Source organism: Mahella australiensis 50-1 BON, assembly GCF_000213255.1.
In the GTDB taxonomy this organism is placed as follows: domain Bacteria; phylum Bacillota; class Clostridia; order Mahellales; family Mahellaceae; genus Mahella; species Mahella australiensis.
Genome location: NC_015520.1, coordinates 2,177,421 through 2,203,875, shown reverse-complemented (window position 1 = coordinate 2,203,875; position 26,455 = coordinate 2,177,421). Strand labels below are relative to the sequence as shown.

General features: G+C 45.8%; 24 protein-coding genes, 2 pseudogenes and 2 riboswitches. Of the genes and pseudogenes, 15 read left to right on the top strand and 11 right to left on the bottom strand.

Features of this window, described 5'->3' with window-relative positions:
* Window positions 1-4: 4 nt before the first annotated feature.
* The 3 genes from MAHAU_RS10300 to MAHAU_RS10290 all read left to right on the top strand — a co-directional run bounded on the left by MAHAU_RS10300 (window position 5) and on the right by MAHAU_RS10290 (window position 4,559).
* Entirely contained in the window at window positions 5-991 is a 987-nt protein-coding gene (locus tag MAHAU_RS10300; RefSeq protein WP_013781670.1) for an ABC transporter ATP-binding protein, read from the top strand.
* A complete protein-coding gene (locus MAHAU_RS10295) occupies window positions 992-2,020 on the top strand; it encodes an oligopeptide/dipeptide ABC transporter ATP-binding protein (protein WP_013781669.1) in 1,029 nt (342 codons plus the stop codon).
* 277 nt (window positions 2,021-2,297) lie between these two features.
* The gene (locus tag MAHAU_RS10290; RefSeq protein ID WP_013781667.1) at window positions 2,298-4,559 is read left to right on the top strand and encodes a glycoside hydrolase family 3 N-terminal domain-containing protein; all 2,262 of its coding nucleotides are present in this window, start codon (window positions 2,298-2,300) and stop codon (window positions 4,557-4,559) included.
* A gap of 30 nt (window positions 4,560-4,589) precedes the next feature.
* Here the strand turns inward: MAHAU_RS10290 and MAHAU_RS10285 are convergent, their stop codons facing one another.
* Complete coding sequence (locus MAHAU_RS10285; RefSeq protein ID WP_013781666.1) at window positions 4,590-5,669, bottom strand: Gfo/Idh/MocA family protein; 1,080 nt, start codon at window positions 5,667-5,669, stop codon at window positions 4,590-4,592.
* A gap of 148 nt (window positions 5,670-5,817) precedes the next feature.
* On the opposite strand from MAHAU_RS10285, the gene MAHAU_RS10280 reads away from it, so the two are divergent.
* The 4 genes and pseudogenes from MAHAU_RS10280 to MAHAU_RS16230 form a co-directional block, all read left to right on the top strand.
* Window positions 5,818-7,794, top strand: coding sequence for a beta-galactosidase (locus MAHAU_RS10280; RefSeq protein ID WP_013781665.1), 1,977 nt, complete (start codon window positions 5,818-5,820; stop codon window positions 7,792-7,794).
* Window positions 7,795-7,878: 84 nt separating this feature from the next.
* Window positions 7,879-8,412, top strand: a complete 534-nt coding sequence (gene rbr / locus MAHAU_RS10275; RefSeq protein WP_013781664.1) for a rubrerythrin — start codon at window positions 7,879-7,881, stop codon at window positions 8,410-8,412.
* Between the two features lie 17 nt (window positions 8,413-8,429).
* Entirely contained in the window at window positions 8,430-8,810 is a 381-nt protein-coding gene (locus MAHAU_RS10270) for a desulfoferrodoxin (protein WP_013781663.1), read from the top strand.
* A gap of 39 nt (window positions 8,811-8,849) precedes the next feature.
* Window positions 8,850-9,053 (top strand): annotated as a pseudogene (locus MAHAU_RS16230) (family 43 glycosylhydrolase); the annotation flags it as partial.
* A 199-nt stretch (window positions 9,054-9,252) separates the two neighbouring features.
* On the opposite strand, the gene MAHAU_RS10260 reads toward MAHAU_RS16230, so the two are convergent.
* Complete coding sequence (locus tag MAHAU_RS10260) at window positions 9,253-11,244, bottom strand: right-handed parallel beta-helix repeat-containing protein (protein WP_013781662.1); 1,992 nt, start codon at window positions 11,242-11,244, stop codon at window positions 9,253-9,255.
* Window positions 11,245-11,879: 635 nt separating this feature from the next.
* On the opposite strand from MAHAU_RS10260, the gene nagB reads away from it, so the two are divergent.
* From nagB to MAHAU_RS10220, 8 genes and pseudogenes are all read left to right on the top strand, one after another.
* On the top strand, window positions 11,880-12,638 hold the full coding sequence (nagB, locus tag MAHAU_RS10255) for a glucosamine-6-phosphate deaminase (protein WP_013781661.1): 759 nt from the start codon (window positions 11,880-11,882) through the stop codon (window positions 12,636-12,638).
* 70 nt (window positions 12,639-12,708) lie between these two features.
* Window positions 12,709-13,767, top strand: coding sequence for a Gfo/Idh/MocA family protein (locus tag MAHAU_RS10250; protein WP_013781660.1), 1,059 nt, complete (start codon window positions 12,709-12,711; stop codon window positions 13,765-13,767).
* Window positions 13,768-13,782: 15 nt separating this feature from the next.
* Window positions 13,783-14,634: a sugar phosphate isomerase/epimerase family protein gene (locus MAHAU_RS10245; RefSeq protein WP_013781659.1), complete on the top strand. Its 852-nt coding sequence runs from the start codon at window positions 13,783-13,785 to the stop codon at window positions 14,632-14,634.
* 7 nt (window positions 14,635-14,641) lie between these two features.
* Window positions 14,642-15,397, top strand: a complete 756-nt coding sequence (locus MAHAU_RS10240; RefSeq protein ID WP_013781658.1) for a GntR family transcriptional regulator — start codon at window positions 14,642-14,644, stop codon at window positions 15,395-15,397.
* Between the two features lie 70 nt (window positions 15,398-15,467).
* A riboswitch (cyclic di-AMP (ydaO/yuaA leader) is annotated at window positions 15,468-15,595 on the top strand.
* Window positions 15,596-15,691: 96 nt separating this feature from the next.
* Window positions 15,692-16,795 (top strand): NAD/NADP-dependent octopine/nopaline dehydrogenase family protein, encoded by a 1,104-nt coding sequence (locus MAHAU_RS10235; protein ID WP_013781657.1) that lies wholly within the window; start codon window positions 15,692-15,694, stop codon window positions 16,793-16,795.
* Window positions 16,792-18,449: pseudogene (locus MAHAU_RS10230) on the top strand (methionine synthase). The gene MAHAU_RS10235 and the pseudogene MAHAU_RS10230 overlap by 4 nt, the downstream one beginning before the upstream one ends.
* Before the next feature lie 137 nt (window positions 18,450-18,586).
* Window positions 18,587-19,207: a J domain-containing protein gene (locus tag MAHAU_RS16085; protein ID WP_013781656.1), complete on the top strand. Its 621-nt coding sequence runs from the start codon at window positions 18,587-18,589 to the stop codon at window positions 19,205-19,207.
* Between the two features lie 12 nt (window positions 19,208-19,219).
* Window positions 19,220-19,735 carry a hypothetical protein gene (locus MAHAU_RS10220; protein ID WP_013781655.1) on the top strand — a complete coding sequence of 172 codons (516 nt, stop codon included), beginning with the start codon at window positions 19,220-19,222 and terminating at the stop codon, window positions 19,733-19,735.
* Window positions 19,736-19,923: 188 nt separating this feature from the next.
* Here MAHAU_RS10220 and MAHAU_RS10215 read toward each other — a convergent pair whose 3' ends face one another.
* From MAHAU_RS10215 to MAHAU_RS10175, 9 genes are all read right to left on the bottom strand, one after another.
* Complete coding sequence (locus MAHAU_RS10215) at window positions 19,924-20,517, bottom strand: YqaA family protein (RefSeq protein WP_013781654.1); 594 nt, start codon at window positions 20,515-20,517, stop codon at window positions 19,924-19,926.
* Window positions 20,514-21,419, bottom strand: a complete 906-nt coding sequence (locus tag MAHAU_RS10210; protein ID WP_013781653.1) for a hypothetical protein — start codon at window positions 21,417-21,419, stop codon at window positions 20,514-20,516. The genes MAHAU_RS10215 and MAHAU_RS10210 overlap by 4 nt, the downstream gene beginning before the upstream one ends.
* Window positions 21,420-21,438: 19 nt before the next feature.
* The gene (locus MAHAU_RS10205) at window positions 21,439-21,918 is read right to left on the bottom strand and encodes an anti-sigma factor family protein (protein ID WP_013781652.1); all 480 of its coding nucleotides are present in this window, start codon (window positions 21,916-21,918) and stop codon (window positions 21,439-21,441) included.
* Window positions 21,919-21,937: 19 nt separating this feature from the next.
* Window positions 21,938-22,510 carry an RNA polymerase sigma factor gene (locus MAHAU_RS10200; protein ID WP_013781651.1) on the bottom strand — a complete coding sequence of 191 codons (573 nt, stop codon included), beginning with the start codon at window positions 22,508-22,510 and terminating at the stop codon, window positions 21,938-21,940.
* Between the two features lie 94 nt (window positions 22,511-22,604).
* On the bottom strand, window positions 22,605-23,885 hold the full coding sequence (thiC, locus tag MAHAU_RS10195; protein ID WP_013781650.1) for a phosphomethylpyrimidine synthase ThiC: 1,281 nt from the start codon (window positions 23,883-23,885) through the stop codon (window positions 22,605-22,607).
* Window positions 23,882-24,685 carry a hydroxyethylthiazole kinase gene (gene thiM / locus MAHAU_RS10190; protein ID WP_013781649.1) on the bottom strand — a complete coding sequence of 268 codons (804 nt, stop codon included), beginning with the start codon at window positions 24,683-24,685 and terminating at the stop codon, window positions 23,882-23,884. Before thiM ends, thiC begins: the two co-directional genes overlap by 4 nt.
* A complete protein-coding gene (locus MAHAU_RS10185; protein WP_013781648.1) occupies window positions 24,682-25,116 on the bottom strand; it encodes a hypothetical protein in 435 nt (144 codons plus the stop codon). The genes thiM and MAHAU_RS10185 overlap by 4 nt, the downstream gene beginning before the upstream one ends.
* 1 nt (window position 25,117) lies before the next feature.
* A complete protein-coding gene (thiE, locus tag MAHAU_RS10180) occupies window positions 25,118-25,741 on the bottom strand; it encodes a thiamine phosphate synthase (protein ID WP_013781647.1) in 624 nt (207 codons plus the stop codon).
* Between the two features lie 55 nt (window positions 25,742-25,796).
* Window positions 25,797-25,911: riboswitch (TPP riboswitch) on the bottom strand.
* Window positions 25,912-25,993: 82 nt separating this feature from the next.
* Entirely contained in the window at window positions 25,994-26,347 is a 354-nt protein-coding gene (locus tag MAHAU_RS10175) for a LysM peptidoglycan-binding domain-containing protein (RefSeq protein WP_013781646.1), read from the bottom strand.
* Window positions 26,348-26,455 lie beyond the last annotated feature (108 nt).

Sequence of the window (26,455 nt, the reverse complement as noted above, 5' to 3'; positions counted from 1 at the left end):
ATAAGTGGCAGAGAATATATTACAATTTAAGGATGTTACGGTGGAATTCAAGTTGCGCCGCGGGGTATTGCGAGCGGTAGATAAAGCGTCGCTGGATGTACAGCGCGGAGAGATTCTTGGCATAGTCGGCGAAAGTGGAAGCGGCAAGTCGACGCTGGCATCTACGGTATTAAACATAGTATCTGTGCCCGGTGAGATAAGCGGCGGTCAGATATTGTATAATGGCAAGGATATATTAAAATTATCCGATGAGGAAATTCGAAAATACAGATGGAGCGACGTGGCCATGGTATTTCAAGCAGCCCAAAATTCCATGAATCCTGTCATAAGGATAAAAGAACAATTTCTTGAAACGGCCGCAGCCCATAACGGCGATAATATATCCGAAAGGGATGTTTTAGCTAAAGCGCGAAGGTTAATGGAGTATGTAAGATTGGAACCAGATCAGGTATTGAGTTCATATCCGCATCAATTGAGCGGTGGTATGAAGCAGAGGACCATTATAGCTATGAGCCTTTTACTCGACCCTAGGCTGTTGATATTGGATGAACCGACCACAGCGCTGGATGTTATAACTCAAGCTTATATAATGGATATATTAAAGGCTATACATGCTGATCTCGGCATCACAATGGTATTTCTAACGCATGATGTTTCTATCATGGGTAAAATTGCCGATAGAATGGCTGTTATGTATGCTGGTCGGGTAGTAGAGCTGGGAACGGTCGATGACGTATTCTATAATTCGCTACATCCATATACCAAGGGCCTTATACATGCTGCGCCATCGCTTACCGATGATGTGAGTAAACGACGGCCCATACCAGGCGCACCGCCGGATCTTATTAATCCGCCGGAAGGATGCCGGTTTGCTCCTCGATGCGGCTTTTATAATACGGGCTTTTGTAACGGCGAGGAACAAGGAAAGCTTATAGAGGTTAAACCTGGGCATTTTACGACATGCCTTGAATGGGAAAGGATGGATGCATAAATGGAGCCTTTGCTGGAGCTAAAAGATATAAATATGATATTTGAAAATAGGGCAGGGTTATTAGCCCCTAAGCGTAAAGTGGGGGCCGTGGTCGGAGTAGATATGCGGTTAAATCAGGGAGAAATACTGGCTGTGGTTGGCGAAAGTGGATGCGGCAAGACTACCATAGGTAAGATGGTTACAGGTTTGTTTAAGCCTACTTCTGGTAGCATAACGTTTATGGGCAAGGATATTTGGTCATTAAAGGGCAAGGATTTCTTCGAATATAGGAGAAGCGTGCAAATGGTACATCAGGATTCATATGCAGCGTTAAATCCTGCCAGAACCATATATCAGTCTCTCAGCGCGCCGTTATTCAGGCATAAGCTTGCTAAGAGCAAGAATGAAGCCAGAAAACAGTTGGAGGATTTATTCACGATGGTCGGCCTTACACCGCCAGAGCAATTTTTGGATAAATATCCCCACCAATTGAGCGGCGGCCAAAGACAGAGAATATTGTTGGCAAGAGCATTGTCGGTTCAACCCAAGCTTATAGTAGCTGACGAACCAGTATCCATGGTGGATGTTTCGCTGCGTATATCGCTGTTGGATCTTATGTCGGATATGAATGCCAGATTCAATATCGCGTTTATATATATAACCCACGACCTTGCTACAGCTAGATATATAGCTTCACATGGCAGAATAGCTGTCATGTACCTGGGCAAAATAGTGGAAACAGGTAACCTCAATAAGATTTTGGCAGAGCCAAGACATCCATATTTGCAGGCGCTGTTATCTGCAGTGCCAATACCGGATCCTAAGATTGCCAGGGCTATGAAACCCTTGCCCTTGAAGAGCCTGGATATGCCGGATCCTGCCGATCCTCCGGCAGGCTGCCGCTTTAATCCGCGCTGTCCATATGCCGAGGCTATCTGCGAACAGAAAGAACCACCGTTGATCCCCCTGGGAGAAGAAATGGTGGCTTGTCATTTAGTAGAAAGGATACCGAAGTGGAAATGGGAACAAGAAGCAGCTTTTTCAAAGTGATATTGTATTTCTCGCTAATGTTGTTGGTTATGAGCTTAATAATACTACCTTTCATAAGTGCGACATCACCGGAGTTCATAATCATAATTATGGCAGTAGCTATAAATGGTTTGACTGTCATTAGTGCGTATGTATATTTGCGCGTAACCTCAAAGAAGGCCGACAAATAGTTTTCATTGCAAGAACCTAAGTAGTGGTTTATAATAAAGTCTGAGATCAGGTTCATAAATATTTGAACAATAATGATGTCAAAAATGGGTATTTGGGAGGATTTCATATGTATGCACAGGTTAAACGACTAATTTCACAAATGACGCTGGAGGAGAAGATAGCTCAGCTCAACGCAGTTCCGATAGAGGACTTGTTGGATGACAGCGGAGAGCAGCTATCGGAAGAAAAACTGGAAGAGTTGCTCTCAAATGGCATAGGCCAGATAACTCGAGTAGCCGGAGGCCTTGGCGACCCATCCAAAGTGGATACTTCACCTAAGCATGCTGCCGAACTTGCCAATGCCATACAAAAATATCTGAAAGAAAAAACAAGGCTGGGCATACCGGCTATAGTACATGAGGAATGCCTAAGCGGCTTTATGGCGGATGGTGCCACTGTATTTCCGCAGGCTATAGGTTTGGCCAGCACATGGGATGCCGAGGCCATAGAAGCTATGGCAGGGGTCATAAGGCAGCAGATGAAGGCGGCAGGCGCTCATCAGGGGCTTTCGCCCGTGCTCGATGTTGCCCGGGATCCAAGATGGGGCAGGGTAGAAGAGACATTTGGTGAGGATCCATATCTTGTGGCCAGTATGGCTGTATCTTATGTGCGCGGTTTGCAGGGGCAAGATTTAACCAAAGGTATATTTGCCACGTTGAAGCATTTTGCCGGCCACAGCTTTTCCGAAGGCGGCCGAAATTGTGCGCCTGTTCACGTCGGGGAGAGAGAATTATGGGATATATTCCTGTTCCCATTTGAGGCAGCGGTGCGGGAAGCCAATGCTAAATCGGTTATGAACGCTTATCATGATATAGATGGCGTACCGTGTGCGGCATCGCGCGAGCTGTTGACCGATATTCTGCGAGGCCATTTCGGCTTTGACGGCATAGTAGTATCGGATTACGATGCCATAGATCGATTGAGAAAGGCCCATTTCACCGCCGGAAACAAAAAAGAAGCCGCGGTTCAAGCCTTGGAAGCAGGTATAGATATAGAATTGCCTAAGATGGATTGCTATGGTCAGCCGTTAATGGATGCCGTAAAAGAAGGCATGATATCCGAGGCTACGATAAATGAATCGGTAGAACGCGTTTTGACGGCCAAGTTTGAGCTTGGGCTTTTCGATGGTGTATATGTGGATGTCGACAGCGTGCCTGGCTTATTTGAAACGCCTGAGCAGAGGGAGATGTCTCGCGATATAGCTCGCAAATCTATAGTGCTTTTGAAAAACGACAATGTATTGCCCTTAAGCAAAGATATAAAGTCTATAGCAGTGATAGGACCAAATGCCGATAATGCGCGCAATATGCTCGGGGACTATGCATTTATGGCACACCGCTCATATGATAAAACATCGGTACATATAGTTACAGTATTGGAAGGTATCAAAAATAAGGTGCTCGATAGCTGTCGCATAACATATGCCAAGGGATGCGATATTATAGATCCATCTACAGATGGATTTGTTGAAGCCGTGAACGCTGCTCGAGCAGCAGATGCAGCTATAGTGGTAGTAGGGGATAATTCCGGTATATTCGGTAAAGGCACATCGGGCGAAAACGATGATAGAACCGATATAACGCTTCCGGGTGTTCAGATGCAGCTTGTAAAAGCCATAAAGGATACCGGTAAGCCGGTAATAGTTGTGCTCATAAACGGCAGGGCATTCGCTGCAAAGGAATTGGCTGATAATGCCTCGGCGCTTATGGAAGCCTGGTATCCTGGTGAAGAAGGCGGCAACGCTGTAGCCGATGTGCTGTTTGGGGATTATAATCCGGCGGGGAGATTGCCAATATCGTTGCCGTGCGAAGTGGGTCAGATACCTATAAATTATAATCTAAAGCCAGCTTCCTACATAAATTATTTGTCTACCGAGACTAAGCCGGCTTTTGCGTTTGGCTATGGCATGAGCTATACGACGTTCGGATACAGCGATCTCAGCATAACGCCTGCTGTAGCGCCGTCGGCTGGTAAAGTGGATATAAGCTTTAAGGTGACTAATGCAGGGCAACTGGCCGGAGACGAGGTGGTGCAACTTTATATACGCGATGAAGTATCCAGCATTGTTCGGCCTGTTAAGGAACTAAAGGGCTTCAAACGCGTAAACCTTCAGCCGGGCGAAACCAAAGAGATTACATTTACATTATACGCCGATCAATTGGCCTTCCACGATAAAGATATGAGGTTGGTCGTTGAACCCGGCACGTTTAAGATAATGGTAGGGAGCTCATCCGACGACATAAGGCTGGAGGGAAGTTTTGAAATAGACGGCCAAAAGAGAGAGGTAATGGCTGAACGCAGATTCTTTGCCGATGTTGTTATTCAATAAATGAAAATGGGGGCGTAAAGCCCCCGTTGATTACTTGAAATATACCGGTTTTCCTGTGGCTGCTGACTTGTATATGGCTTCTAATATTTCGGTTACCACCAACGCCTGTTCAGGTTTGACCAATGGCTCGGTATCGTTTATAACGCTGTCGATCCACATCTTAGCCTCGAGTTCTGCCGGAGTAATGCTTTCTCCTTCATAGAAATCCACGCCTTTGCCGCCTAGTTCGGGCTTAAATACATAAGTTTTGCTATATTTTTCCCCGTTTATGCGCAGACCGTCTAGCATATCGGCACCGGCTTCGGTACCGCAAAGCACGGTCATGGCCTCGCCAGTTTGCAGCGTGTTAAGAGCCCAGCTCGATTCGAGTATCACCGTAGCCCCATTTTCAAATGTTATAAAACCAAAAGCTGAATCTTCTACGGTGAATTTTTTGGGATCCCATGAACCCCAAGCATTAGCGGCGTTCTCTTTGCTGCCCAGTTTATGATATGTGGTCCCTACGGCCATAGCTGGTTTATAATTATCCATCATCCAGAGCGTCAGGTCTAGTGAATGAGTGCCTATATCTATCAGTGGACCGCCTCCCTGTTTTTCTTCATCCAGGAATACGCCCCAGGTTGGAACCGCACGCCTGCGTATAGCCAATGCTTTGGCCAAATAGATCTCACCCAATTCACCATTTTCACACATCTTCTTTAAGTATAAAGAGTCGGGTCTGAAGCGGTTCTGGTAGCCAATAGTCAGTTTTTTGCCGGTTCTTTTAGCAGCTTCCAGCATGGCTCTGGCCTCTTCGGAATTTTTGGCCATGGGCTTTTCACACATTACGTGCTTGCCTGCCTCCAATGCCGCTATAGTTATAGGGGCATGGGCATTGTTAGGCGTGCATACGTGAACCACGTCTATATCATCCATAGCCAGCAGATCCTTGTAATCCGTAAATACCTTGGCGCCGGGTACGCCGTACTTTTTTGCGCCTTCTACAGCCCTTTCTTCGATGAGGTCGCAGAAAGCCACCATCTCAACGTTGTTTAGAGCAGATAGGCTCGGCATGTGTTTGCCGTTGGCAATACCGCCGACTCCGATGATACCCACCTTTACTTTTTCCATAAATAATAAAACCTCCAAGTTTTAATTTTACGCCTTATATTGTATAACGCAAATGGATAATAAGCAAGCTCAGTTTTCTTTCTTGCTATAGTACAGGGTTTGTAGTATCATGTCATTAGAATATATAACTTTATGGAGGGGTGCTCTTATGTATGTAGGTGTTGACTATTATCCGGAGCATTGGCCGGAAGAGCGTTGGCAGATCGATGCTGAGATGATGCAGGAGGCAGGCATAAATGCTGTGCGCATGGCCGAATTTGCTTGGGTAAAAATGGAACCTATAGAAGGCATATATGACTTTTCATGGTTGGACAAGGCTATAGATATTTTACATAATCATGGCATAAGCGTTATATTGGGTACTCCGACAGGTTCCATGCCGGCATGGGTGGCATTGAAGTATCCAGATACGGTGGCTACCGATAGAAACGGCCATAAAATACCATATGGAGCGCGCAAAGATAACTGTCCAAGCAGCTTATCCTACAGGCTGCTTAGCCAGCGCATAACGCGTGCTATGGCTGAACATTACAGGAATAATCCGGCTGTTATAGGGTGGCAGACCGATAACGAATTCGGCGAGCCTAATTGCTATTGCGATACGTGTAAAGCAGCATGGCATGATTGGTTAAAAAAGCGTTTCGGCAGTATAGATAGGTTAAATGAAAGCTGGGGGACTATATTCTGGAGCCATAGTTATCGCAGCTTTGACGAAGTGCCGCTGCCGCGGCGTATACCTAGCAATCCCAGTTTGGAACTCGATTATATGCGCTTTTATTCCGATCAGGTAGTTTCATTTCAGAAAGAGCAGATCGACATATTAAGGGAAGTTTGCCCACATCAATTCATTACTCATAACTTTATGGGCTTTTACGATAACCTCGATTATTATAAGCTAGCTCATGATTTGGATTTTGTGTCATGGGATTACTATTATAACTATGGTTCGACATGGGATGACAGGATGGCATCGTATAGACGAGGATCAGCCTCGCATGATTTAATGCGCAGCCTCAAACATAAGAATTTCTGGATTATGGAAACCAGCGCCGGTCCGACAGGTGCGTCTATATATGACCGTAACTTAAGGCCCAAAGAAATGAGGCGTATGAATTACCAAGCTGTAGCGCATGGGGCTGATGGGCTTATGTGGTTCCGCTGGCGTACCAGCCGTTACGGTCAGGAACAATACTGGCATGGTCTGTTGCAGCATGATGGTCAGCCGAACCGCCGCTATCGAGAAGCGGCTCAGGTGGCCTATGAGTTTCAAAAACTCGCCTCTAAAATAGAGGGGTCCCAAATAAAGGCTGATGTGGCCATAGCTCTGTCATACCAAGATAGATGGGCATTTCACATACAGCCTAATAGCAATGCTTTTAACTACATAGATCATATGATGAAGTACTATAAAGCCTTTATCAAACAAGGTATAAATATTGATTTTGTTAATTTAGACGTCGACGATGTGTCAGGCTATAAACTTTTGATAGTACCCACAGCTTACATAATGACCGAGCAAATTGCCGGCAAGCTCGATGGTTTTGCCAGAAATGGTGGCACTGTCGTATTAACATTCAGAAGCGGCGTTAAAGATGTGGAGAATATACCATATGATATGGTGCTGCCAGGATTTTTAAAAGACATGGCTGGTATACGTATAGAGGAATATGAAGCATTAAATAACCATGCCAGTTATCGAGTGGCTTGCGGCGATAAGCGGTATAGCTGCAGCGTCTTTGCTGATTGGATTATACCTGAAAAAGCTACGGCGCTGGCGTACTATGAAGAAACAAGCATAGATGAGTATGCGGCGGCCACTATAAACCATCATGGTAATGGTACTGTATATTATATAGGTACATGCTTTGACGATGAAGAATTCTACGACAGTCTCTTAGTGGGTATATTGCAAAATGCTCACATAAAACCATTGATTGTCCCACCAAAAGGCGTAGAGATATGTACGCGTTATAAAGGGGAAGCGGTATATGCTTTCATACTCAATCATAACGATCACGATGTAAGCATAACTATACCTTATGGGACCGAACTTATTTCAGGTCGTCAATTGAGCTCTTCGATCGATATAACTGCGGGCGATGTAGCTGTGTTAGAAATAAAATAATAAATATCTCTTGATAATCATTCGCCTGTGTGTTATAATTTGTTTGAACAAACAAATTTAATTTAATAATGGAGGTATGAAACGATGGAGTTAAAAGGTAGCAAAACAGAAGCAAATCTTTGGGCGGCTTTTGCAGGAGAATCGCAGGCGCGCAATAAGTATACGTATTTTGCCAGCCAGGCGGCAAAGGAGGGTTATGAGCAGATAGCCGGCATATTTGAAGAAACGGCCGGTAACGAAAAGGAGCATGCCAAACGCATATTTCGTTTCTTGAACGGCATAGGCAATACGGCCGATAACTTAAAGGCGGCTGCTGCAGGCGAAAACTATGAATGGACCGATATGTATCCAAGCTTTGAAAAAGTAGCCCGCGAAGAGGGTTTTGACGACATAGCGGACTTCTTTCATGAAGTAGCCAAAGTCGAGAAACATCACAACGAGCGTTACAACGCTTTACTTAAAAATGTGGAGAATGGTGAGGTCTTTGTCAAGGCTGGTCCTACCAAATGGAAATGCCGTAACTGCGGATATATATACGAAGGCGCTGAAGCGCCGAAGGTATGCCCGGCCTGCAAACATCCACAGTCTTTCTTTGAACTTTTGTGCGATAATTTTTAATAATGGAGGTATGAATGATGAGCGTCAAGAATACTAAAGAGGTTTATAAATGCTCAGTATGCGGTAATATCGTAGAGGTATTGCATGTTGGCGGCGGCACGTTAGTATGCTGCGGCAAGCCCATGGAATTGCTGGAAGAAAAGACAGCTGATGCGGCGACCGAGAAACACGTGCCGGTAATAGAGAAAACGGGTGACGGCGTATTGGTCAAAGTAGGGAGTGTACCGCATCCTATGTTGCCTGAGCACTATATCGAATGGATCGAGCTGATAGTTGACGGGGCTTCTTATAGAAAGTTCCTGAAACCAGGCGATAAGCCGGAAGCTTTCTTTGCCGTGCAGGGCGATGATCTGCAAGCGCGCGAATACTGCAATGTCCACGGATTGTGGAAGTCTTAATAAGGGATGATTTATAGAAAAGGGCCATATATGGCCCTTTTCTATCTATATACGAATGAGTATTTTCCGGGCGTTCCGATTTTTCATAGCCGCGATCTGATCAATTGGAAACAGATCGGTGCTTGCCTGACGCGCGAAAGTCAGGTGCTGCTGCGTTGCTGCAAGCCATCGGGCGGTATCTATGCACCGACTCTCCGTTATCATAATGGCAGATTCTATATGATAACAACCAATGTCACGGGCGACAGAAGCGTAATACGGGAAACAATGGAAGGCCCTCTTCCTAATGAATATCTGTTCCGTGTTGTGGGAAGCATGGGGCAGTCACCATCGGAGCCGGTTGTACAGCAGGAGTCTGCACTGAAGGCACTATGACGATGACCTTTACTGCCAATAATGAATCACAAGAAGGTACGCGCCTATCGCCTCGTTACATTTGTGATTATAATAGTTCAATATTACCGGAAAATGATGCGAACGGACCCGGTATAACATGGATACCGCGATGATTTCCGAAGTAGTCGGTATCAAAGCGTATCGGCGTTCCATCCGGGTTTTCATAGTATTGCTCCGGTTCAAAGGCTTTGCCGAGAACTTCGGTATTTATCATCCGATCACTGAAATTCCTGATGTAATCATATATATTTGTGTGCAGATAATAATGGCCATCTTTTTCCACCAGTTCTACTTTGAGATCCTGATCATTTTTTTCAACGACCAGACCGCTCACTTCATTTTTCCATGGCTTGGCGCCGTTCAGATATACATTCCCTTCGCTCCAGACTGGTAGATAACCTGAATGAGCAGGCTCTAAAGCCATCATATTCGGACGCCTGGTGAAATCGAACTGTGCGATCCATTCATCATAGGTCGGGTAATCATCGAAAACATGCGTACCTACCTGTCTGTTTTCCCGAATGACACTTGTGTTCTGATCATGGTAGACCACATAGTCTTCAGAAGGCCACTTCTGGACAAAGATATTGTTGCAGAAACGGTCATCACCATGAAGAATGGTCATAAAGCCCATCACTTCAGTACGGTGTGGTATGTGATACGGCGTATAGCGCGTACCTGTTCCATTGCCGACGCTGGTAAATGCGCCGCAGATAAGGTTGTGGACCATTGCCACGCCCTGTGTTGCAATACGAAGGCTGACGTCTGAAAGCAGGATATTGTTGTCGATCAATGTTGGGCCATGGCTGACTTCTACAAATATATCCTGAGACATCATACTTCCAGGAAGATTTTTGGCATATGGCGGCCGCTGGTTATCATGGAGCAGGTTCTGGGTAATACGTGTACCCTGGGCTTCCCAGTCACACCAAATTCCCATAGTGCAATGGTGAATATGGTTGCGGCGTATGATCACGTCAATGGCCGCGTGCATTTTTATACCAGCGATTTCCGCTCCGCCCAGCTCCATCATATTATTGATATGGTGGATATGGTTGTCCTCAATGATACTGAACACACCGCCCATACGGCCGATAATGCCGCCCTGTTCGCAGTGGTGGATGTTGCAGCGGCGTACTATATGGCTGCCGATTTTTTCTTTCAGCCATCCGTGATACTGGCCGCGGCAAACCGCGTCGCGTTCCATCTGGGTAGGACTCTTTACCTGCTTATTTGTAAAATAATGCTCGTTGTCAGGATCAAGATATTTGCCCAGAGAAATGCCGGCACACTTGCTGTTCGAAATTTCACAATCTTCAATAATCCAGCCCTTGCTCCAGTGAGGACCGATCATGCCGTCCTGGAAAGCTGCAGGCGGCGCCCAGGTGGTGGCGGCTTTATCGATTTTGAATCCTCTGACCGTAATATAACCGATGCCTGTTCTGGAAGGCATGAAACATCTGCGGCGGACGTTGATCTCTATATTTTCCTTATTCGGGTCCAATCCCTGGAAGTTGGCATAAATGATCGTTTCATCAGCATCTGTATCCTGCTCGGTATACCACTTGTAAACAGAATCCTCCGGTACCCAACTGCATTCATAAACATCGCCTTTGATACACTCTTCCAAGCTTGTGGCTTCATACATCGATTTGTTATTTAGATAGACACAGCCTGTATGTTTGTTTGGCGTCGCGAAATACCAGTCTCCATATACCAAAGTTGTATAGGGATTGTAACTACCGAAAACACTGTTTGCGACTCGGGATACCCAGACGTTTTCCTTGTAGTGCTGCCAGGTTTTTATCTGTTCCGCGCCGGTGATCACTGCGCCAAGAGGTGTGGTACTTGTATAAGTGATACGGCCATCTTCAGTGCCGGAATGGATCGGATCTACATATTCCCGGTAAATCCCCGGTGCTACCAGTACTTCATCACCGGGAAGCGCTGCCTTCGCGGCTTCGCCGATCCGTTTGAATGGTCTCTCAATAGAGCCGTTTCCGTCTTTTGCAGCATTTGCATCTACGTAGTATTTCATAAGAACCTCCTATCCTATTATTGAAATATGTATGATATGATCGCTATAAATAAAGCGGCAGAGGCTGCCGCTCATACTAGAGATTATACTATATGTGATGGCCTTTTACAATACCCGCTCCAAACCATAATATTGGTTCAACGCCGAATTTTGTGAAGCCTAGCTAATTCCACAAAATACTTTGGCAGATAGCTGATAAAAGGGTAGAAAAAATCCGATTCACCGTTTGTTAATATAGAATTCAAAAAAATAAAAAGAAGGTGAATCGGATTGAATTCTATAAATGATTTTATCGAAAATAATGTCAGATTGCAAGGGATAAAGGTACTATCTATCAATGTAGATAATAGTACATTTTATATAGTGGCTACATCTGCCCACGATTGTGCAGTTTGCCCTACCTAACTGCGGACACATTACATATGATGTACATGATAAAAGATGGCGGTTATATAAGCATTTGCCTATATGGGATGATTTATAGAAAGGGGGCCATATATGGCCCCTTTCTATGTATATATGAATCACGAAGGGCCGAAATTTATTTTACGGCCCGCTTGCTTTTTAAAAAGGTCTGTTTTATAATAATGGTATAGACCACTATACAACCATATGACAAAGAAAGGAGGGATTATATGAGGATATATGTGGCCGATACAGAGGATGAGATGGCATATCATGCAGCGGGGGTAATAAGTGATCGGCTGATTAAATACCCGGATACTACATTAGGATTGGCTACAGGTGGTACAATGATAGGACCATATCGATATCTTGTACAAATGTATGAACGCGGTATTATCAGCTTCAAATCGGTTGTGACGTTTAATCTCGATGAATATGTGGGTATCGAAGCATCTCACCCGGCATCTTTTCACCACTTTATGTATGAACATCTTTTTGAGCATATAGATATACTACCCCAAAATGTTCATATACCCGATGGTATGGCAAATGATATACAAGCGGAATGCAAAAGGTATGATTGCGCCATAAAAGAGCATGGGGGGATAGACCTGCAGATATTAGGTATAGGATTAAACGGGCATATAGGCTTCAACGAGCCTGGCACGCCGTTTGGGACGACTACGCACGTGGTCGATCTTACCGAAACTACCAGGGCGGCCAATGCTAGATTTTTTGGTTCTGTAGAGGATGTGCCCAAACAGGCCGTTACCATGGGTATAAAGAACATCATGCAAAGCCGTTCTATAATATTGATGGCTTCAGGAGAAGCCAAAGCTGATATAATTGCTAAAGCGTTGACAGGCCCTGTAACGCAACGAGTGCCGGCTTCGGTATTGCAATTGCATCCTCAGCTTACGGTGATTCTGGATAGGCAAGCGGCGTCATCTATGCCGAAAGATTATTTTGATTGCAGTTTTGTAGCTTAAATTATATAATATAAACGAATTAAAACGAGGGGAGGATTGTCTGCTGCGCGAGGACGCAGGGACAGAAACGATGAAGAAGGTTAAAGTAGGTATAATAGGCAATGGAAGCATAAGCCATACGCATATGGCCGGCTATAAGAAGCTGGACCATGTTGAGGTAGTAGCCAACTGCGACATAAATGAACAGAGAGCAAAACAGTTTGCACAGTATTATAATATTCCTCATACGTATGCCGATTATAATGAGATGTTAAAGCAGGAGGACTTGGATGCGGTCAGCGTATGCACTTGGAATAACGTACATGCCCCGGCTACCATAGCAGCTCTTAAAGCCGGTAAGAATGTATTATGCGAGAAACCGTTGGCGTTGAACGCCATACAGGCTCAGCAGATGGTGGATGCTGCAAAAGACGCGGGTAAACTCCTCATGGTCGGTTTTGTGAGGCGTTTTGGACTCAACACGCAGATATTAAAGCGCATGATAGATAACGGCGATATGGGACAGATATATTATGCAAAGACAGGTTGCTTACGCCGCGTAGGCAATCCGGGTGGCTGGTTCTCCGATAAAAAGCGTTCGGGCGGGGGACCGCTTATCGATCTCGGAGTACATATGATCGATTTGGTGCGTTATCTGATGGATAAACCCAAAGCGGTGCTGGCAATGGGTTCAACCTATGATTTAGTGGGGCCGCGTTCAAATATAATAGGCATACAACAGTATAAATCGGCTGATTACAGCGATTATAACGATGTGGAGGATCTGGCAGCGGGTTTTGTGCGTTTTGACAACGGGGCTACGCTTATAGTCGAGAATAGCTGGACTCAGCATATAAAACGCGATAAGCTTTATTTGGAGCTCTACGGCAGCAAGGCCGGTGTTACTATGGAACCAGACTTTGAGATTTATTCTGAACGCAACGATGTGCTTACGGATACAAAACCTTTCATAGATGTGAATCAAAATGATTTTCAACCTATATTCGACAAAGAGATGGCGCATTTTATAGATTGTGTAGCCAACGGCACACCGTGTTTGAATCCCGGTGAGGATGGTGTGGAGCTTATGAAAATATTGGATGCAATATATGAATCAGCCAGCACAGGACATGAAGTCATAATCAAATAAGGAGGTAAAAGCATTATGAATAGGATAGGCGTAATGGTGGATTCTTTCCGTCTGGGTGTGCGTGAAGGTATAAAGAAAGCACGTGAGGTAGGTGCTGCTGCCATACAGATTTATGCGGTATCAGGAGAAATGGCTCCAGAGAATCTATCACTTTCTGCACGGCATGAACTTTTAAACTATATAAAAGATAACGGTCTTAAGGTTTCGGCCTTGTGCGGCGATATGGGTGGGCATGGTTTTGCGGTAAAAGAAGATAATCCGGCAAGAATAGAACGTTCAAAGCGTATAATGGATCTGGCAAGGGATTTAGAGACAGATGTGGTGACCACTCATATAGGGGTAGTGCCATCCGATCCGAATCACGACAGATACAAGATATTGCAAGAGGCTTGCGAGCAATTGGGAGAATACGGGGATCAAGTGGGCGCGTATTTTGCTATAGAAACGGGGCCGGAAAAAACCGAGACCTTAAAGCGCTTTTTGGATAGCTTGCATAGCCGAGGTGTGCGCGTGAATTATGATCCCGCCAATCTGGTAATGGTTACGGGCGATGATCCTGTAGGGGGCGTGTATAATCTAAAAGACTACATAGTTCATACGCATGCGAAGGACGGCATAATGAAGAAAAAAACCGATCCTGAGATCATATATGGCTTTTTCGCTGATGGGGGTATAGAGGATTTCCGTATTGGCGATTATTTTGAAGAGATGCCGTTAGGTCAAGGTGCCGTGGATTTTCCAGCATACGTGAAAGCATTGGATGAGGTGGGTTATAAAGGTTTCTTTACTATAGAGCGCGAGGCGGGCGCTGATCCCGAGGCCGATATACGCCAGGCGGTAGAATTTTTGAAAGGTCTTGGGCTATAGGAGGCGATTGCTCATAGATTTAATCGATATAAGCGATATAGATAAAGAATCACCTATACCTATATACTATCAGATAAAGGAACGTATGAGGGCTCTCATAGAGGCTGGAGACTTAAAACCGGGCATGCAAGTTCCATCGGAGCGCGAATTATGCGATGAATATGGCGTGAGCCGTATGACCGTACGACAAGCCATATCCGAATTGGTTAAGGAAGGCGTGCTGTATCGTCTGCGTGGGAAAGGTACTTTTGTGGCCGAACCCAAGCTGGACCAGCCGATAATGCAATTGTCGAGTTTCAGTGAGGATATGCACAAACGCGGCATGCAAGCCGGGGCAAAAACCGTGGATATTAAGGCAGTACATGAGGATATAAGCCATGTGCGGAGAGCGTTGCGCCTGGAAGATGAAGAACCGGCGTTAAAAATAGAGCGTTTGCGCTTTGCCGACGGTGTTCCTATGGTATTTGAAGTCTCTTATTTTAGCTATAGAAGATTTTATGCATTGGAGAAGGCCGACCTCGAGCATTGTTCCTTGTATAATATATTGGAGCAACAGTTCGGAGCGCATCCGGTATCGGCTAAAGAGACTTTGGAGGCTGCATTGGCTGACAGCTATATAGCTTCTATGCTTGGTATAGAGGAAGGGGCGCCTGTGATAATGGTTATCGGTGTGACATACGATGAAGACGACGTACCGATAGAATACGTACGCTCTTACTATCGCGGCGATAGATACAAATTTTACCTGGAATTAAAACGCTAAATAACCATCAAGAATTCAAAAAGGGTATTGCATTTTGCTCTGATATATGGTAGTATAATAATACAATTAAATATGAAAAACGCTGAATTCCCGTCAGGGAAACGGGGGAACCAATTTTTGGGGTGAATCCGTAAGGTAGGGTTATCTCTTTCGACCCGAACCCGTCAGCTAACCTCGCAAGCGTAGGAAGAGGGAGCAGGCTATAATTTAGCTTGAGAAGTCACGGCTCTCGTTCGTGGCTTTTTTGTTCTCCCTCCATAATAAAAATTAAAAATTTTTAGGAGGGATTATTTTATGCCTAAATTTGCTGTCATAGGAGCCGGCAATGGAGGTATGGCCATGGCCGCCCATCTGGCGCTGAAAGGCCATGAGGTCAATCTATTTAACCGTACATTTGACAAACTGATTCCAATACAAGAGCAGGGTGGAATCTATCTTGAAGGACTTGTAGAAGGTTATGGACCACTTGAAATCGTCACATCTGATATTAGGCAAGCGATAAGGGACGTCGATGTCATTATGGTGACAGTACCGGCCGTTGGGCATCGCGATATAGCCCAAATGTGCGCTCCGTATTTGCAGGATGGTCAGATAATTGTGTTGAATCCGGGACGTACCGGTGGGGCCCTCGAATTCTCGCAGACGCTGTACGAATACGGTGTAAATGCCCGGATAACGGTGGCCGAAGCCTCGACTTTTATATACGCCTGCCGCAAGACTGGTCCATGCTCGGCTCGCATATTCGATATAAAAAAATCGGTAGAAATAGCAGCACTTCCATCTGTAAGAACGGGGTTGGTATTGGATGCGTTGAAAGAGGTATATCCGCAATTTGTTCCAGCCGAAAGCGTATTGGAAACCAGTTTCAATAACATAGGCGCTATATTCCATCCGGCGCCCACGCTGTTGAACGCTGCCCGTATAGAGACCACGGGCGGGGCATTTGAGTATTATATAGAAGGCATATCTCCGTCAATAGCTAAGATAATACAGCGTATGGATGATGAGAGAATGGCTGTGGCCAAGATGCTAAATGTAAAGTGCATGAGTGCCTTGGAATGGATGAGGGTGTCTTACGGTGTGGAGGCCGATGACCTGTACAGCGCCATACAGCAGAATAAAGGATATAAGGGCATAAAGGCGCCGTCCAATACAGATACGCGCTATATATTTGAGGATGTGCCGTACAGTTTGGTGCCAATATCAGCTTTTGGACGTATGGCAGGTGTTCCTACGCCTACGATAGATGCCATAATAGATCTAGCTTGCACCGTATCCGGCGTCGATTATCGGGCGTGTGGCAGGACTATAAGTAAATTAGGTATCGACGATATGTCGATGTATGAGATATATACTTATGTATACTTCGGAGACATCAGAAGGGGAGTGGTGGCATGAAACAGATGATAGCTGCGTCTATAGGTAACACGTTCATATAGCAGGTCCACTTAATTTTCTCGAATTGGCAAAACAATACGGGTATGAAACGCGCTTTTTAGGACCGGCTGTACCTTTGAGCCGTCTTATAGATGTTGTATTGTCTCAAAAGCCGGATTCAGTTGGCATAAGCTATAGGCTAACGCCTCAGACATTGGAGCCTTTATTGGAAGAACTCAAGGCTTTGATAGAACAATATGATTTGCAACATATAATATGGTTATTTGGCGGTACGCCTCAAAACTGCGAAACGGCCAAACGTTTCGGTATATTTGAACACGTCTTTGCCAAGAGCGGTGACGAAGAATCGTTGGCATATCTGCAAAATGAGGATATGTATAATGGGCAAATGACTTATGCATCTGATTTGATAGGGCGAATAAGAGAGAGCTATCCTTATCCGCTTATAAGACACCATTTCGGTTTGCCGTCGCTGGATATGACTATAACCGGTGTCAAGGATATAGCATCGTCCGGCCTGGTGGACGTCATATCCATAGCCCCTGATCAGAATGCGCAGGAGCATTTCTTTGAACCTGATGAGATGAATGAGGATATGGATGGGGCAGGCGGCGTACCTATCAGAAAGCCTGATGATCTGAAACGCATATACGACGCTGCTCAAACTGGAAATCATCCACTCTTACGCTGCTATAGCGGCACAAACGATATATTCGACATGGCGCAAATGTTGAAGGATACAATTGATAATGCATGGGCCGCTATACCACTGTGCTGGTATAATCGCCTGGATGGACGAGGACCGCGCAGACCATTGGAATCCATAGCCGAGAATCAACTCCTGATGAAGTGGCATGCCGACAGAGGCATACCGGTGGAGGTAAATGAGGCTCACCACTGGAGCCTAAGAGGTGCTCACGATGCGATAGGCGTAGCAGCAGCCTATTTGGCGGCGTATAATGCAAAAAGCATGGGCGTGAGATATTATATATCCCAGATGATGTTCAATGTGCCGCCGCAAATCTCGCCTGTTATGGATTTGGCTAAAATGCTGGCCGTCACAGAGATGATAGACACGTTGCAGGATAAGTCTTTCACGGTCTTTAGGCAGGTTCGCGCCGGCCTTGCATCTATGCCGGATGACCTCGATAAAGCCAAAGGCCAGTTGGCGGCTTCCACATACTTGGCTATGGCCTTAAAGCCGCATATAGTGCATGTAGTGGGCTTCTGCGAGGCCGATCACGCCGCGAAACCTGAAGAGGTCGTGGAAAGCTGTGCCATAGCCAGGGCAGTGATAGATAATGTATTGAAAGGCATGCCTAATATGACATTGGATCCTGCCGTATTGAAACGGAAGGATCAGCTTATAAGCGATGCTTATGCTATAATAGGCACCATTAAAAGGTTGGATGAACACAAAGATGCTTTGATAGAGCCATCGTGCATAGCCGCTGCCATCAAGCTGGGCATATTGGATGCTCCGCAATTGGCTGGTAACCCATATGCGGCCGGTATGCTCAAAACAGCGGTGATAGGAGGGGCCTGTTATGCTGTAGACGAGAGCGGTAAGCCCGTCGATGAGAAGCGCAGGCTGCGCGATGTGCTCTCAAATATTTACAACGGCATAGCTGCGCATGAGAAGTTCGTATTTTAAGCTGACGTTTAGAGAAACAGGGGCGGTGGTATTAACACTAGCCCCTGTTTTTTTCATAGCAGCGCATATTATAATGTGATATAATATGCTCATTATGGTGGACATTACAATCGAAGACTTGGGAAGGAAGAAATACATTGAATCCATATGAAGTACTGGGGATAAAAGAAGGGGCATCAGAAGAGGAAATAAAGCGGGCTTATCGCGAGTTAGTGCGGAAATATCATCCGGATCAATACAAGGATAATCCTTTATCCGATCTGGCCGAAGAGAAACTAAAAGAAATAAATGAGGCCTATGACATGCTCATGAAGGGCAGCTCGGGTCGAAATAGTAGCAGCGGGCAGTATTCATCGTCTTCATATAGTCAGGATTATAACTATGGGGCTCAACAGGGCGATTATCAGAAAGTGGCTGAATATATAAATCGGGGCGATTTGGTAAATGCCGAGCGCATGTTGAATAATATACCGACGCGTGACGCACAATGGTATTACTTTAAAGGCGTTATAGCAGCACGCCGCGGTAGGTACGGCGTGGCATACGATAGCTTTCAGACTGCTGTGAATATGGACCCGTCCAATCCTGTATATCAGGATGCCTTGAATCAAATGATGAATGCTTCGCGCGGTTTTCGCCGAGATGTATATAATCGGCGCGACGACGAGTCGCAGCAGCTGTGTCAGCTATGCACTGCCATGTATTGCACTGATTGCTGTTGTGAGATGATGGGCGGGGATTGTATATCTTGTTGTTAAGGGGGCGGCATATTGAGAACGTCGAATAAAATAGCATTTACAGGATTGATGCTGGCGCTTACGATGGCCATGTTGTTTTTGGCTGTACTCATGCCGTTGAACAGGTTGTTTTTTACGGCCATAAGTTCGGTATTTGTGGCTGTGGTTATCATGGAGATCGGCATAGGCTATGGCTGGCTGTTTTATATAGCGTCGTCGCTGCTGGTGCTTTTGCTTATACCCATGAAATCGATAGCGCTTTTGTATACGGCATTTTTTGGTATTTATGGCATAATAAAGGGCTATATAGAGAGGATACACGATCGTTGGATAGAGGTCATACTAAAGCTGCTGTTTTTTAATCTATCATTGTTTATCTTGTATAAGATAGCATCGGCATTTTTGCCTAATGAATTAAATATATCAGGCCGGTGGCCGGTGACCCTTTTGTGGCTTGCCGCTCAAGTCGCGTTTTTGGTATATGACTATGCATATACGCTTTTTTTAAGGCTTTATCATAACAGGATAAGGAAGGCTATGTTTAGATAAATCTAGAACTACGCTAATGCTGACTTCTCCCAGCCATAAGTGGCGAGGCTTTATGCTAAGCCATAGGTAACAATGAAATGATCAGGTCTGTGTTGGTCGCCGAAACCGTGAGATTGGAGCGGTTAAATAAGGTATCCATTGCATATAAATGTGCAGAGCGGTATTGTGAAAACAGTATGAAAGGAATGTTAAAAATTTTTCTCGCGGGCTTTCATTCTATATCGAAATGCGACGGCTATAACGACGATAATGCATATCGCGGCGCTTATTGGGCCGAAATATTGCTGTACGAGGGCAACTGCTGTTTCGCCGAAGAAAATAATGGCCAGTACCTCAGACATAAAGCGTATGCTGCGGCTTATGGTCAGCCATATGACAAAGGACACGATGTTTATGCGGAATATACCTGCGGCTATGGTAAAAGGCTTATCCGGTATAGGTGAGAAACCGATGAGCAGGGCAGCCATAGAACCGTGTTCGCTGAGCAGGTCTTCTATGCGCTGCATCATATCCGGTTTAACCATACGCGCCAATACGGGGCGTCCAGCCCATTTGCCTATATAATATCCCATAACGCTGCCTGTAGCGGAACCGGCAATGGTTATGAAGCCGTACCATAAGGCTTTGGACGGATTTAAAAGCGACATAGGTATGAGTACGGCGTCGGGCGGCACGGGTAATATAAATACCTCGCCTATGGACAGTATGAAAAGTCCTATAGGACCATACTGCAAAAAAAGCGGAATTATCTGGTCCGCCCATTGTGCGATAGCGGATATCATGCTTTTAAAGTCCTTTTCCTATTATTTATTAAATGGAATATATACGATACACTTATGCCCAGGCTCAGTACCAGCGTAACTGCTATTATCAACATGCCTACTATTGGTATGGCAGCGACTATGCAGATAACCAATGAACCGGTTAGAGCCGTGCTCCAGGATGCATTTGGCCAGTTCATTCTATCATTGATTTTTGAACCTATTGCGGTGCTTAGTATTATGAAGCCTATAAATGACAATATCGCAGCTATCGATGAAAGCAAAGCAACCAGAGGTATCCCCCATCGTGCCAGTATAAATGCTGCGGATAAAGCCGCCCATACTATGGCCGTCCCTATTCCTATACCTATTACCGCATTTTTCTGGGGTGCAATAAAATCGATAACTTTCTGGATATGTTCAGCCAGTAGCATATTGATTATGACGGCTGACAACACCAATACGATCAACGCCATCAGCTTTGCCATTTCTAAGCCGGCAAAGGCTGCAAAACCCATGAACATGCTGTTTATTGCGTCTTTGCCCGAGTCTATGCGATATATACCTTCTTTGATCTTAGCGCCGTCCTCTTGCGTTAGTCTGCCGCCGAGCATGACTACTTTCTCGTTTACTGTAGCAGTTGAGCGTAGCGTTACGTCGGTGTTTATGGTTACGACATCGTTTTTTACAGTACCGGCTATATCGGCGCTGCCTCCGAACAAAAATAGGTCTTTAACCTGTTGCCCTTTAAGAACGGTTATATGATCACCGTGACTGCGTTGGATGCCATCGCGGTAAATCTGCTCGGCTGACGGCTCCCTTTTGTCGTTGTCGGCTTTGGCGTCAATTGGGGCGGCTATACTATATAGCGAAGATATCAGCGCTATAATTATTATTAGTGTTATAAACGACTTATGTCTCATTTTTTAAGTTTCATCCCTTTTATATATACTTCACGTTATTCTTTATCAATACTGCAGCGGGTATGAGTAACAGCACGGCAAAAATTATAAACATTGCTCGCCATGACAACGTTGCTACAACCGGCAACATCAGCAGCATATCCCTGAAGAAGGTATAGCCTGCGCTGTTTAGCAACAAGGAAGAAACCGGGCCCGTATTTATGAGCAAAGGCAATATTACGGCCAATATTACAGCGCCCATACATGAAGCTATTACTGCCCATATTCGGCGCCATTTACGTTCCTGAACTATAGCTGTCATTATGCGTGTAGTCAAAGCAGATGATGTTGAAGGTTTATTCAATTCTTTTAAGGCGTTTACGCTGCTTCTGAGCATGGCATCCTTGGCTCTGCAGCGCGGGCAATGAGCCAGGTGTTCATCTAAGGATGCCTGTGATGGCGGGCCTAAGTCACCATCTAAACTGGCTTGTAATAACGGTTCGAATTTATCGCAATCCATCTGCTAAACCTCCTGCTAATCATAAAGTGGTTATGTCAAGGCCAAAAGCAATCAGCCTGTCCTTGAGCATATTCCGGGCTTCATGAACCCTTGATTTTACCGTGCCTTCCGGTATCTGGAGCATATCGGCTATCTCAGTATAAGAAAAGCCATCTATCTCTCGCAACGAGATAGCCGCTCTATATTTGGGCGGCAATGACATCATGGCCTGCTTGACAATGTGCTGAGTTTCTGCGCGCATAAAAGCCTCCTCCGGTGTATTCCATATATCAGGTGAAAGCTGTATATATGTAATGGTATCCTCATCGTCAAGCGATATATTTTTATTGTCGCGCCGCTGCGTTTTATTAAGGGCAAGATGAGCGGTGATCTTAAAAAGCCATGACGGAAAGGCTGCGGGATTCTTAAGTTGTTTTAACGAAAAATAAGCCTTTATAAAGGCATCCTGCACTATATCCTCAGCCTCGGTTTTATCCATCAGTATACCGTATGCTATTGAAAAAGCCTTGCCTTGAAAGTTTGCTATCAACTCAGCAAAGGCTGAATCATCACCGCCGCGACTTCTCTTTACCAGTTGTTCTACATCTATCACTCATCTTCACCCAAGTATATTTTACCGCTTTCTATAATATAGACAACAAAAGATTATATAAAGTTCGAAAAGTTAAAGAATATATGCTCATAGCCTATGACAGATATTTTGATACCAACTTCATGGCACAAAAACGGCCGCACATGGTACAGGCCTCTTCATCATCGGTATTTTTTTCATGGCGGTATCTGTTGGATTTTACAGGGTCGATGGAAAGTGCTATCTGCTCTTCCCAGTTCAGGGCCTTACGCGCTTTAGCCATCGATATGTCGCGCTGCATGGCTCCTTTTACGCCTTTGGCTATATCAGCGGCATGAGCCGCTATAAGCGATGCTATCACGCCTTCGCGTACATCGCCGGAAGAGGGCAATCCAAGATGTTCGGCTGGTGTGACATAGCACAGGAAGTCGGCGCCGGCTGCTGCGGCTATAGCTCCGCCTATGGCTGCGGTTATGTGATCGTAGCCGGGTGCTATATCAGTAACCAGTGGGCCCAGCACATAGAATGGTGCGCCGTGGCACAGGCGTTTTTCGAGCTGTATATTGGCGGTTACTTGATCGAGAGGCATATGGCCGGGGCCCTCTATCATGACCTGTACGCCGGCCTCGTAGGCTCTTTGAGCCAATTCGCCGAGTATTACCAGCTCACTTACCTGAGCGCGGTCGGTGGCGTCAGCCAGACAGCCCGGACGTAAACCGTCGCCGAGGCTTAGCGTCACATCATAGCGTAGCGCTATATCCAGCAATCTGTCGAATTGCTCGTATAAAGGATTTTGCTTATCGTTGTGCAACATCCAGCCGGTTATGAAGGAGCCGCCGCGGCTGACTATATCGGCTAAGCGGCCTTCTTTCCTCAAGTGCTCTATCGATTCCATAGTTACGCCACAGTGCACCGTCATAAAGTCCACGCCGTCTTGTGCCTGTTTCTCTATTACATCAAAAATATAATCAACCTCCATATCCACTATGGTTTTACCGGAACGCAACGTTTCTACGGCGGTTTGGTATATGGGTACTGTACCAAGCATAACTTTGCAATGATCCAAAATAGTCCGGCGCACGTCATCTATGTCTCCGCCGGTACTCAGATCCATGATCGAATGTGCTCCTGCACTGACGGCTGTCTCAAGTTTTGACAACTCGGCGGCAAGGTCGTTAAAAGCCTCGGATGTGCCTATATTGGCGTTTACCTTGGTGCTCAACCCTTTGCCTACAGCTATTGGATTTAAGCCTTTATGGTTTGTGTTTGCCGGCAGCACTATAGCGCCATCGGCAATGCCATGGCGCAGTTCTTCTGGCTCTATGCCTTCTGCTAATGCGGCGGTCCTCATTTGCTCCGTTATGATGCCGTTTTTGGCGGCTTGCAATTGTGTCATATCGTTACAACCTCCTCTATATTGAGATATTGCTCTATCGAAGCTGTATCCAAATTATACAGCTCATCCATTAGGGTGGCTTTAAAAGTACCGGGGCCTTTTACATCATCTCTCTTGGCTGCTAACTGTCCGGCTATGCCAAAGCAAGCCATGGCCGCAGCCGAGGACTGCACATGATCGTTCTCCACGGCCGCAAAACAGCCTAATATCGATGCCGCCATGCATCCCGTCCCTACCACGCGGCCCATCATGGCGTCGCCGTTTCCGACCCTGAGCGTGCGGCTGCTGTCGGCTATTATGTCGGCAGCGCCGGTTACGACCACTGTGCAAGCGTATATTTTTGCTGCATCGCGGCATGAGGCCTCTATATTATCATATTGCCCTATTGATTCAACGCCTTTGACGGTGCCGCCTTGCCCGGCTAATATGCTTATCTCTCCAGCATTGCCTTTTATTACGGATACGTGGACGTTATCCAATAACCTTTTTATGGTATCGGTGCGCAGTTTGGTTGCTCCGAGGCCTACGGGATCCAATATAACCGGTATATTCAATCGATTTGCTTTTTTGCCGGCAGCCACCATGGCATCTATTTGGTCCGGCGTGGGTGTACCTATATTTATCACCAGAGCGTTGGATGCTGCTGCCATTTCCTCCACCTCATCGACAGCATGCGTCATGACCGGGAGAGCGCCTATGCACAGCGTGGCATTGGCGCAGTCGTTGATAGTCACCTGATTGGTTATGTGATGTATGAGCGGCTTTTCATGCCGTACTCTCTCCAGTAATTGTCCTGTCATATCTTTCTTTCCTCCATAATATCGTATATATTTTTTTCCAGCGCGTATAGATTATAGCGCATAGTCTTAAAAGTAGAAGCGGCCTCATTGGAATATAATTTAGCGAATTCCTCCAGCACGCGGCAACATTCCTGCGTTCGTTTCATATTGGCGGCTAATATGCGTTGTATATTATCGCGCTGATCTTCATCTTTATTTGGCGTTGCGGCGCCTACATCGGATTGGACATCGCGGGCGTGCAATAGTTGCGGATAGGGTGCTATTAGATCACTGGCCTGTTTTACCTGATGGCGCAACGCCTTGAGCTGCTGGCTTAACGTCTCGTCGTTTAATGCAAAGCGGCATATATCCTCCGATACGCGCAGCCCTTCGCGCAGGCGGTTTATATTGGCGTCTATGACGCGCAGTATCAGTTGTTCGATTATGTTCATGCTATGTATTCCTCCTCATCGCTTGGATTAGCTCTGCCGTTGCCGCTGCTATATCGCGGGCGTTGAATATAGCCGATATTACCGCTATGCCGGCGGCCCCAGCGCCCATAACCTCGGTTGCGTTGTATGAGTATATACCGCCTATCGCTATGACCGGTATAGTCACGGCATGGCATATGTCGTAAAGATCGGCGATGCCTATGGGCGGTTCTGCATCATCCTTGGATATGGTGGGGAATACAGGACCTGCTCCTATATAATCAGCGCCCTGCCGTTGAGCCATTATAGCCTGCTGCGGCGTTTGCACAGATATGCCTATTACAGCAGATGAGCCTAATATTTGTCGGGCAAATTCTATGGGCAAATCATTTTGGCCGAGGTGTACGCCGGTTGCTCCGGAGGCCAGCGCTATGTCAGCCCTGTCATCTATTATCAAAGGCACGCCGTAGCGATCGGTTATTGCTTTAACGCGCGTTGCTCTTTCTATATATTGTTTGGCGCTTGTGTTCTTTTCGCGCAGCTGTATAATACTGGCGCCGCCTTTTATGGCGGCCTCTACCATACGCTCAACTGGTTTATCATTTCTATAGCTGCCGGCTATGGCATAAAGTCCGGATATATTCATATAATCCCTCCTCTCGAAAAATAAATTAAGGCCATGAACCTGATGTCCATGGCCTGTATATACGCATTCCACATTCCTACGCCGGCATTAACCGGATCAGGTTCAATGGGTCAAAGGATTCAACGGTCCTTTATCTCAGCCGGCCTCATCCGGCACCCCAGTGGTCACCTATTCAATTTTTGTATATTCTATCATGCAGGAGAAAGCATGTCAATGACGATTTTCTCTATAATATGATATTTGTGTTGATTGTTATTTACCTACCGGTATGCATATTACCTGACCTATCTGAAGCTTATTAGGATTAACCCCGGGATTAGCTGCCTGTATAGCCGCCACCGTGGTATTATACGTTTTGGCTAACTTCCAAAAGGTATCCCCGGCCTTGATCGTGTATGATCGAGAACCTGCCGGACAGGGTTTGGCGGGAGGAGTATTACTTCCAGGTATGCATATTACCTGGCCTATCTGAAGCTTATTAGGATTAACCCCGGGGTTGGCCGCCTGTATAGCTGCCACCGTGGTATTATACGTTTTGGCTAACTTCCAAAAGGTATCCCCGGCCTTGATCGTGTATGCAAATGATCCGGACGGACAAGTAGGCATAATTAAACACCACCTTTATTAATATATAAGATATCTGATACATGTTATGTATGTTGTCGCTGAAATGTTCATTAGAGTGTCGAGGGCTGAAGCATGGATTATTGCTTG